This is a genomic window from Dietzia sp. NPDC055343 (assembly GCF_053645265.1).
Genome location: NZ_JBSHMJ010000005.1, coordinates 153,178 through 161,845, shown reverse-complemented (window position 1 = coordinate 161,845; position 8,668 = coordinate 153,178). Strand labels below are relative to the sequence as shown.

Sequence of the window (8,668 nt, the reverse complement as noted above, 5' to 3'; positions counted from 1 at the left end):
GCCCCGCTCAGGCGGGGCGCCCCTTACTCTCTGGTCCGGTTACTTCACCCGGTCCGTGAGGTCAGACGATCACTTGATGATCTTGGTGACCTGTCCGGCGCCGACGGTGCGGCCACCCTCACGGATCGCGAAGCGCAGGCCCTCATCCATGGCGACCGGCTGGATGAGCTCGACGCTCATCTCGGTGTTGTCGCCCGGCATGACCATCTCGGTACCCTCGGGGAGGGTCACGACGCCGGTCACGTCCGTGGTACGGAAGTAGAACTGCGGACGGTAGTTGTTGAAGAACGGCGTGTGGCGGCCGCCCTCGTCCTTGGACAGGATGTACGCCTGGCCCTCGAACGTGGTGTGCGGGGTGTAGGCGCCCGGCTTGATGACGACCTGTCCGCGCTCGACGTCCTCACGCTTGAGGCCACGGACCAGCAGGCCGACGTTGTCGCCCGCCTCGCCGTAGTCGAGGAGCTTACGGAACATCTCGATGCCCGTGATGGTGGTCTTGGTGGCCTTATCCTTGATGCCGATGAGCTCGACATCCTCGTTCACGTTGATCTGGCCACGCTCGATACGACCGGTGACGACGGTGCCACGACCGGTGATGGTGAAGACGTCCTCGACGGGCATGAGGAACGGCTTGTCCGTCTCGCGCTCGGGATCCGGGATGGAGTCGTCACAGGCCCGCATGAGCTCCAGGACCGAGTCGACCCACTTCTGCTCACCCTCGAGAGCCTTCAGGGCGGAGATGTGGATGACGGGGGCGTCCTCGTCGAAGTCCTGCGAAGCCAGCAGCTCGCGGACCTCCATCTCGACGAGCTCGAGGATCTCCTCGTCATCCACCATGTCGCACTTGTTGAGCGCGACGAGGATGTAGGGAACGCCGACCTGACGGGCGAGCAGCACGTGCTCACGCGTCTGGGGCATCGGGCCGTCGGTGGCGGCCACGACGAGGATCGCACCGTCCATCTGGGCGGCACCGGTGATCATGTTCTTGATGTAGTCGGCGTGACCGGGGGCGTCGACGTGCGCGTAGTGACGCTTCTCCGTCTGGTACTCGACGTGGGAGATGTTGATCGTGATACCACGAGCCTTCTCCTCCGGCGCCTTGTCGATCTCGTCGAACGCGAACGAGTCGTTGAGGTCCGGGTACGCGTCCGCGAGTACCTTGGTGATGGCCGCGGTGGTGGTGGTCTTGCCATGGTCGACGTGACCGATGGTGCCGATGTTAACGTGCGGCTTCGTCCGCTCGAACTTCGCCTTCGCCACTTGATGTCCTCCTGGACTGGTCTGTCCCCACTTCGGGTAGTGGGCACTGTTTTGTGTGGATTGATCTTACTCATCGTGCCGTGGGGCACGAACCGGCGGCCACCCGGAGGTTCGACCGTGCGCCGCCGGCATCGGTCCCGTCCCGCCGCGAGGGCGGAACGGGACCATACCGGTTACTCGCCGGTCGCCTTGGCGATGATCTCCTTCGACACACTCGCCGGAACCTCGGCGTAGTGGGAGAAGACCATCGAGTAGTTGGCCCGGCCCTGCGTCTTCGACCGGAGGTCGCCGACGTAGCCGAACATCTCGGACAGCGGCACGTTGGCCTTCACGACGCGGGCGCCGGAGCGCTCTTCCATCGCGTTGACCTGGCCGCGGCGGGAGTTGAGGTCGCCGATCACGTCGCCCATGTAGTCCTCCGGCGTGGTGACCTCGACGGCCATGAGCGGCTCGAGGATCACGGGCTGACACTTGCGCGCGGCCTCCTTGAAGGCCATCGAGCCCGCGACCTTGAACGCCATCTCCGACGAGTCGACCTCGTGGTAGGCACCGTCGACGAGGGTCGCCTTGACGTTGACCATCGGGTAGCCGGCCAGGATGCCGTACTGCATGGCGTCCTTGATGCCCGCGTCCACGGAGGGGATGTACTCCTTGGGCACGCGGCCACCGGTGACCTTGTCATCGAACACGTAGGTCTCGCCCTCTTCGACGGACTCCTGATCCAGGGGCCCGAGCGCGATCTGCACCTTGGCGAACTGACCGGAACCACCGGTCTGCTTCTTGTGGGTGTAGTCGAACTTGTCGACCGAGCCCTTGATGGTCTCGCGGTAGGCTACCTGCGGCTTACCGACGTTCGCCTCGACCTTGAACTCCCGCTTCATGCGGTCGACCAGCACGTCGAGGTGGAGCTCACCCATGCCGCCGATGACGGTCTGACCCGTCTCGTCGTCCAGACGCACGGTGAAGGTCGGATCCTCCTCGGCGAGCTTCTGGATCGCGGTGCCCAGCTTCTCCTGGTCGGCCTTGGTCTTGGGCTCGATGGAGACGTCGATGACCGGGTCCGGGAACGTCATCGACTCGAGGACGACCTGGTCGTTCAGGTCACACAGGGTGTCACCGGTGGTGGTGTCCTTGAGCCCGATGAAGGCGTAGATGTTGCCGGCCACGGCCTCGTCGACCGGGTTCTCCTTGTTGGCGTGCATCTGGAAGAGCTTGCCGACGCGCTCCTTGCGGCCCTTGGTCGAGTTGGCGACCTGGGTGCCCGGCTCGACACGACCCGAGTAGACGCGCACGAAGGTGAGCTTGCCGAAGAACGGGTGCACGGCGATCTTGAACGCCAGCGCCGAGAACGGCTCGTCCTTGGACGGCTTGCGCAGGATCTCGGTCTCCTCGTCGCCGACCTTGTGGCCGTGGACCTCGCCGACGTCCAGCGGGTTCGGGAGGAAGTCGATGACCGCGTTGAGCATCGGCTGGATGCCCTTGTTCTTGTACGCGGAGCCACACAGGACCGGGTAGATCTCCGAGTTGATCACGAGCTTGCGGATCGCAGCCTTGATCTCGTCGATGGTCAGCTCTTCGCCGCCGAAGTACTTCTCCATGAGCTCTTCGTCGGTCTCGGCGACCGTCTCGAGGAGCTTCTCGCGGTACTCCTCGGCCTTCTCCTGCAGGTCGGCCGGGATGTCCTCGATCGAGGCCGCGCTGCCGATCTCGGTCTTGCCACGCCAGAAGTGCGCCTTCATGGTGAGCAGGTCGACGACGCCGTCAAACGCGTCCTCGGCACCGATCGGGAGCTGGAGGATCAGCGGCTTGGCACCGAGACGATCGACGATCGTCTGGACGGTGTAATAGAAGTCCGCGCCCAGCTTGTCCATCTTGTTGACGAAGCAGATACGGGGGACGTCGTACTTCTCGGCCTGGCGCCAGACCTGCTCCGACTGGGGCTCCACGCCCTCCTTGCCGTCGAAGACCGCGACGGCGCCGTCGAGCACGCGCAGCGACCGCTCGACCTCGACCGTGAAGTCGACGTGGCCCGGGGTGTCGATGATGTTGATCTGGTTGTCGTCCCAGAAGCAGGTGACCGCGGCGGAGGTGATCGTGATGCCACGCTCCTTCTCCTGCTCCATCCAGTCGGTCGTCGACGCGCCGTCGTGCGTCTCGCCGGCCTTACGGTTGACACCCGTGTAGAACAGGATGCGCTCGGTCGTGGTGGTCTTACCGGCGTCGATGTGCGCCATGATGCCGATGTTGCGGACCTTGTTGAGGTCGGTCAGCACGTCCTGTGCCACGGATTCTCCCCGATCGTGAGTCGTCGGTGGCCCGTGCGGTCGGTGTCGACCGTCCGAACCGGGTCATTGTGTTGATTCCGGCTGCGCACTCTCAGCGAGGCGAGACGGGGCTTGGTCAATGATGCCACCAAGTGGGCGGCTGCGGGACCCTGGACGGGGGGTCTTGACGACACCGCCCCGCCAGGGGCCCACCGAATCACCAGCGGTAGTGCGCGAACGCCCGGTTGGCCTCGGCCATCTTGTGGGTGTCCTCGCGGCGCTTGACCGCGGCACCCAGGCCGTTCGAGGCGTCCAGGATCTCGTTGGCGAGACGCTCGATCATGGTGTTCTCACGACGCTGCCGGGAGAAGGTGACCAGCCAGCGCATCGCGAGGGTGGTGGAGCGTCCGGGGCGCACCTCGACGGGCACCTGGTAGGTGGCGCCACCGACGCGACGGGAGCGGACCTCGAGTGCAGGCTTGACGTTGTCCAGGGCCTTCTTGAGGGTGATGACCGGATCGGTGCCGGTCTTTTCGCGGCAGATCTCCATCGCGGAGTAGACGATGCGCTCGGCGGTCGTCTTCTTGCCGTCAAGGAGGATCTTGTTGACGAGCTGCGTGACCAGCGGCGAACCGTAGACCGGATCGCTGATGAGCTGGCGCTTCGGGGCGGGACCCTTACGAGGCATTACTTCTCCTTCTTGGCGCCGTAGCGGGAGCGGGCCTGCTTGCGGTCCTTCACGCCCTGCGTGTCGAGCGAGCCACGGATGATCTTGTAACGGACACCCGGGAGGTCCTTCACACGACCACCGCGCACGAGCACCATCGAGTGCTCCTGGAGGTTGTGGCCCTCACCGGGGATGTAGGCCGAGACCTCGACGCCGGTGGTCAGGCGCACACGGGCGACCTTACGGAGCGCGGAGTTCGGCTTCTTGGGGGTCGTGGTGTACACACGCGTGCACACGCCGCGACGCTGGGGCGAGCCCTTGAGGGCAGCCGTCGACGTCGCCGACTTCTTGTCCTGGCGGCCCTTGCGGACCAGCTGGTTGATGGTTGGCATGAACCGACTTTCTCTAGCTGGCGGCCTCCGCTTTCAAGGGCGACCACCGGTCACTGGGACGTTGCTCGTATCCGGACTCTCGAACACCCGTCGCCGCGCACGGGCGACCTCGTCAGCCGCTCTCGCTGGCCTACAGGGCGCGATCCTCCAGCTCGCATACTGCGAGCACGATGGTCAAGCCTAACCGCCGTGGGGATACCGGGTCAAAATGAGCCGCGGTCGCCCGCCACCGGGTGCGATTTTCCGGCGTCGTCGAGGACCTCGTCCATCGTCTGCGCCCAGAATCGGATGATCTTGTCACGACGTCCGGAATCGTCGGAGAGCACGTCGGCCAGGCCGAGGCCACGCGCGAGATCGAGGGTCGTCTGCAGCGCCCGGCGTACGCGGGCGTCCGAGGCGTCGCGCTCCAGCGCGGCCGCGGCGATGCCGAGGACCTCGCGCGACATCGCGGTCTCCAGGGGAAGCACCCGGTCCGCGAGAGCGCGATCGCTGGCGGCCGCGGTCCACACCTGCAGTGCGGCCTTGAACAGGTCGGAGGTGTAGTGCTCGACGATCAGGCGCACCACCGCCTCGGTGCGGGCCGGCCCGGGCTCCGGGAGGTCCAGCCCGACAGCGCGCACGCTCTCGACACGCTGCTCGATCATGTGCTCGAGAGCCGCTGTGATCAGGTCCTCGCGGGTCGGGAAGTGGTGCTGGGCGGCACCGCGTGAGACGCCGGCGGCGGCGGCCACCGCGCCCACGGTGGTCGCCGCCCAGCCCTGCGTCGCGAGGAGGTCGATGGAAGCACCGAGCAACCGCTCCCGCGTGATGCGGCTGCGGTCCTGCTTGGGGGCGCGCTGCTCGGGTCCCGCCATGTCTCCTCCTGCTACCAGTCCTGCTCGTCGTAGATGATGACGCCGCGGATGTTCTTTCCGTCCCGCATGTCCTGATAGCCCTGGTTGATGTCCTCGAGCCGGTACGTCGTGGTGATCAGTTCGTCGAGCTTGAGGTTGCCCGCACGGTACTGGTGCAGCAGATGCGGGATCTGCTTGCGCGGGCCGGTGCCGCCGAAGATGGCCCCCTGGAGGGTCTTCTGCTGCATCGCCAGGTCCAGGATGGAGATCTGTGCGTCGACAGCGGTCATGTCGCCCAGCCCCACCACCACGCAGCGCCGCCCCTTGCCGGTGAGCAGGAGGCCGGGCAGCAGATCCTTGCCCTCGACGACGCCCATGGTCAGGATCACCAGATCCGCCATTCTGCCCCAGCTGATCTCCCCCACCAACGCCATGGCCTCGTCCATGGAGGCACAGGTGTGGGTGGCGCCGAACTCGAGCGCCTTCTCACGCTTGAAGTCGATCGGGTCGACGGCCACGATCGCGCGGGCGCCCGCGGCCGCGGCGCCCTGGACCGAGTTGATGCCGATACCTCCGACACCGACGACGACGACGACGTCGCCCTCCTTGGCGCCGCCGATCTCGGTGGCCGATCCCCAGCCCGTGCAGACGCCGCAGCCGAGGAGTGCGGCCTTGTCGAGGGGGACGTCCTTCTCGATCTTGATCACCGAGGACTCGTGCACGGTGACGTGCGGCGCGAAGGTGCCGAGGACGCACATCGTGGCCACGTCCTCGCCGTCGGTGGTATGGACGCGGAAGCCACCGTCACTGATCGCACGGCCGCTGAGCAGGCCGGCACCGTTGTCGCAGAGGTTCTGCAGCCCCTCCGAGCAGGGCGGGCATGTGCCGCAGGCGGGGATGAACGCCAGGACGACGTGATCGCCCTCCTCCAGTCCCCGCACGCCCTCGCCGACCTTGGTGATCACGCCGGCGCCCTCGTGCCCGCCCATGATCGGGTACGACTCGAACTGCAGATCACCGGTGAGCAGGTGCTCATCTGAATGGCATAGGCCGGAGGCGGCGAGCTTGATCTGGACCTCCCCGGCCTTCGGGTCGTCGATGTCCACCTCGACGATCTCCCAGCCGTCCTGCTTGGGCTCGCGGATGATGGCGGCCTTGGTGCGCATGCGTGTACTCCTCGATGAGAGACGACGGTGAAGGCGGTGCTGGTCGTGTGACCAACACCACACTTCACGCTACTCCGCGTCCGCCGCCCAGGCAGGCGATCTGCGTTCGAGGAATGCGGTCATCCCCTCGGCCACCTCCGGGGTGGTGAACAACCGGGCGGTGATCCCGGCCAGCTCCTCCCCCCGGGCGTCGAGCTCGGCCAGCAGCGGCGCCGCGAGCAGCGCCTTGTTCTCGGTCAGCCCCTGCGGCGAGCACGGGCGGAACGAGGCCACCAGCCGGTCCACGGCGGCCGGGACGTCCTCCGGGGCCTCGGTGAGCAGGCCGATGGCCCGGGCGTGCGCGGAGTCGAACTTCTCCCCCGTCAGCAGCGCCCGCGCGAGGTCGCGGGGGTTGACGCGCGCTGCCAGGGGCACCGAGATCATCGCGGCGGCGAGCCCCAGTCGGACCTCGGTCAGCGCGAACGTCGACGAGGGCCCGGAGATCGCGAGGTCGCACGCCGCGACCAGGCCCATGCCGCCGGCCCGCACATGGCCGTCGACGGCGGCGATCACCGGCTTGGGGTGGGCGATGATCGCCCGCAACAGTCCCAGGAAGACCCTGGTCCGTTCCGCCGCCTGCTCCTCGGGCCGGCCGGTGCCTCCCGAGGCCTCGGAGAGGTCGGCGCCGGCGCAGAAGGTCCCGCCGGTGTGCCCGAGCACCACGACGCGGGCGGCGTCGTCACCCGCGGCACCGTCGAGCGCGGCGTGGAGTTGCTCGACGAGTGCGGTCGACAGGGCGTTGCGGTTGTGCGGTGAGTCCAGGTCGATGCGCGCGGCGCCGGCCCGGACCTCGTAGCGGACCACCGTCTGCCCGGCGGGGGCCGGCCCGCCGGCGTGCGTGTCACTCATGGCCGCCACCTTCAGTAGCTCTTCGGCAGCCCGAGCGAGTGCTGGGCCACGTAGTTGAGGATCATCTCCCGGCTGACGGGGGCGATGCGGGGCAGTCGGGACGCGGCGAGCATCCCGGCGAGCCCGTACTCCACCGAGAGCCCGTTGCCGCCGAGGGTCTGGATGGCCTGGTCGACGGTGCGCGCCGAGACCTCTCCCGAGGCGTACTTCGCCATGTTCGCCGCCTCGCCGGCCGCCTCGTCCATGCCGGCGTCGACCAGGGCCGCCGCCTTACGCATCATCAGCCGCGCGAGTTCCAGCTCGATCTTGCACTGGGCCAGGGGGTGGGCGACGCCCTGGTGAGCGCCGATGGGCGTCTTCCACACCGACCGCTCGTTCGCATACTTCGTGGCCTTGTCCATCGCGTAGCGCGCGGTGCCGCAGGCCATGCCGGAGGCCATGATGCGCTCCGGGTTGAGGCCGGCGAAGAGCATGAGCAGCGCGGTGTCGCCGTCACCGATGAGCGCGTCGGCGGGGAGGCGGACGTCGTCGAAGAACAGCTGGAACTGCCGCTCGGGCGTACGGACCTCGGTGGGGATGTGGGCCCTCGTCAGGCCCGGGGCGTCGGTGGGGACCATGAACAGCGCCGGTTCGAGGCGGCCGGGGGTGGACCCCTCGAGACGGGCGACGACGAGAATCGCATCCGCCTGGTCGACACCCGAGATATAGGTCTTCTGCCCGCTGAGCAGGAAGTCGGCGCCGTCACGCCGCGCGGTGGTCGTGATGGCGTGGGAGTTGGATCCGGCGTCGGGCTCGGTGATCGCGAAGGAGGTGATGGTCTCCCCCGACGCGATCCCGGGCAGCCACCGCTGCTTCTGTTCCTCGGTGCCGAAGCGCGAGATGATCGTCCCGTTGATGGCCGGCGAGACCACCATCATGAGCAGCCCGGCGCCCGCGGCGGACAGTTCCTCCTCGACGATGGCCAGCTCGGTCATGCCCGCGCCGCCCCCGCCGTATTCTTCGGGCAGGTTGACGCCCAGCAGGCCGAGCTTGCCTGCCTCGGTCCACAGTTCGTCGGTGGTCTCGCCGGCGTCGGACTTCTCGCGCATGTACTCCAGGCCGTAGCGCGAGCCGAGGTCGAAGGCGACCTTCCGGAGCTGGGCCTGCTCGTCGGTGTCGATCACGGGGTTGGGGACGGTCGAGATGTCGGTCATCGCGG

Annotated in this window: 8 protein-coding genes; all 8 read right to left on the bottom strand. The window is 67.4% G+C overall.

All coding sequences use genetic code 11. The features are described 5' to 3' along the window. Positions 1-69: 69 nt before the first annotated feature. The 8 genes from tuf to ACWIE7_RS04375 all read right to left on the bottom strand — a co-directional run bounded on the left by tuf (position 70) and on the right by ACWIE7_RS04375 (position 8,663). Positions 70-1,260, bottom strand: coding sequence for an elongation factor Tu (tuf, locus tag ACWIE7_RS04410; RefSeq protein WP_454068658.1), 1,191 nt, complete (start codon positions 1,258-1,260; stop codon positions 70-72). A 173-nt stretch (positions 1,261-1,433) separates the two neighbouring features. Beyond that, on the bottom strand, positions 1,434-3,545 hold the full coding sequence (gene fusA, locus ACWIE7_RS04405; RefSeq protein WP_454068657.1) for an elongation factor G: 2,112 nt from the start codon (positions 3,543-3,545) through the stop codon (positions 1,434-1,436). A gap of 196 nt (positions 3,546-3,741) precedes the next feature. Continuing rightward, entirely contained in the window at positions 3,742-4,212 is a 471-nt protein-coding gene (rpsG, locus tag ACWIE7_RS04400; RefSeq protein WP_452098599.1) for a 30S ribosomal protein S7, read from the bottom strand. Beyond that, on the bottom strand, positions 4,212-4,583 hold the full coding sequence (rpsL, locus tag ACWIE7_RS04395; protein WP_182631374.1) for a 30S ribosomal protein S12: 372 nt from the start codon (positions 4,581-4,583) through the stop codon (positions 4,212-4,214). Before rpsL ends, rpsG begins: the two co-directional genes overlap by 1 nt. A gap of 203 nt (positions 4,584-4,786) precedes the next feature. Continuing rightward, entirely contained in the window at positions 4,787-5,437 is a 651-nt protein-coding gene (locus ACWIE7_RS04390; RefSeq protein WP_454068656.1) for a TetR family transcriptional regulator, read from the bottom strand. An 11-nt stretch (positions 5,438-5,448) separates the two neighbouring features. Continuing rightward, a complete protein-coding gene (locus ACWIE7_RS04385; protein WP_454068655.1) occupies positions 5,449-6,582 on the bottom strand; it encodes an NDMA-dependent alcohol dehydrogenase in 1,134 nt (377 codons plus the stop codon). 69 nt (positions 6,583-6,651) lie between these two features. Further along, a complete protein-coding gene (locus tag ACWIE7_RS04380; RefSeq protein WP_452098596.1) occupies positions 6,652-7,470 on the bottom strand; it encodes an enoyl-CoA hydratase family protein in 819 nt (272 codons plus the stop codon). An 11-nt stretch (positions 7,471-7,481) separates the two neighbouring features. Next, positions 7,482-8,663, bottom strand: coding sequence for an acyl-CoA dehydrogenase family protein (locus ACWIE7_RS04375; RefSeq protein ID WP_452098595.1), 1,182 nt, complete (start codon positions 8,661-8,663; stop codon positions 7,482-7,484). Positions 8,664-8,668 lie beyond the last annotated feature (5 nt).

Coding starts and splice junctions, on each gene's coding strand:
- rpsG (WP_452098599.1), bottom strand. CDS start 4,212: ATGCCTCGTAAGGGTCCCGCCCCGAAGCGCCAGCTCATCAGCGATCCG.
- rpsL (WP_182631374.1), bottom strand. CDS start 4,583: ATGCCAACCATCAACCAGCTGGTCCGCAAGGGCCGCCAGGACAAGAAG.
- ACWIE7_RS04390 (WP_454068656.1), bottom strand. CDS start 5,437: ATGGCGGGACCCGAGCAGCGCGCCCCCAAGCAGGACCGCAGCCGCATC.
- ACWIE7_RS04385 (WP_454068655.1), bottom strand. CDS start 6,582: ATGCGCACCAAGGCCGCCATCATCCGCGAGCCCAAGCAGGACGGCTGG.
- ACWIE7_RS04380 (WP_452098596.1), bottom strand. CDS start 7,470: ATGAGTGACACGCACGCCGGCGGGCCGGCCCCCGCCGGGCAGACGGTG.
- ACWIE7_RS04375 (WP_452098595.1), bottom strand. CDS start 8,663: ATGACCGACATCTCGACCGTCCCCAACCCCGTGATCGACACCGACGAG.